This is a genomic window from Bacillus sp. LR--39 (assembly GCF_053613335.1).
On record NZ_JBSIOT010001024.1, the window covers coordinates 1 to 655 of the forward strand.

Consider the following 655-nt stretch of genomic DNA (forward strand, 5'->3'; position numbering starts at 1 on the left):
ATCACATCCAAATGTATTAACAAGGTTTGAGCCATTCACCCTGCTCTCTGCTTTGGCGCAGGTCACATCAAAAATCGGACTGACAGCAACAGCCTCCACTACATACAGCGAGCCATTCCATATTGCCAGACAGTTTGCGTCATTGGATCATCTGTCCAACGGCCGTGCCGGATGGAACGTCGTCACTTCATCTATTGAATCCACAGCGCTGAATTTCAGCGGTGAAAAGCACCTTGAACACCATTTGCGCTATCAGCGGGCAGAGGAATTTGTCGAGATTGTAAAGGGGCTTTGGGATTCATGGGAAGAGGACGCCTTTATCCGTAATAAAGAAACGGGTGAATTCTTTGACAAAGAAAAAATGCATGAGCTGAACCACAAAGGAGAATATTTCTCGGTTCGCGGACCTCTAAACGTTTCAAGAACCCCGCAGGGCCAGCCGGTCATTATCCAGGCAGGATCATCAGGAGACGGAAAAGCGCTGGCTGCCAAAACAGCCGAAGTGATCTTCACAGCACAAAACCACCTGGAATCAGCTCAAGAATTTTATCAATCCATTAAAGAACAGGCTGCGGAATTCGGACGTGATCCAGAAAAAATTGCCATCATGCCGGGTATTTTCCCGATCATTGCCGATACAGAAGAAGCGGCGCAA

Annotated in this window: 1 protein-coding gene; it reads left to right on the forward strand. The window is 47.8% G+C overall.

Going from position 1 to position 655, the window contains the following annotated elements; all coding sequences use genetic code 11:
- Positions 1 to 655 (forward strand): NtaA/DmoA family FMN-dependent monooxygenase (locus ACWHAR_RS28175; protein ID WP_452088582.1); only part of this gene is annotated, 655 nt, incomplete at both ends.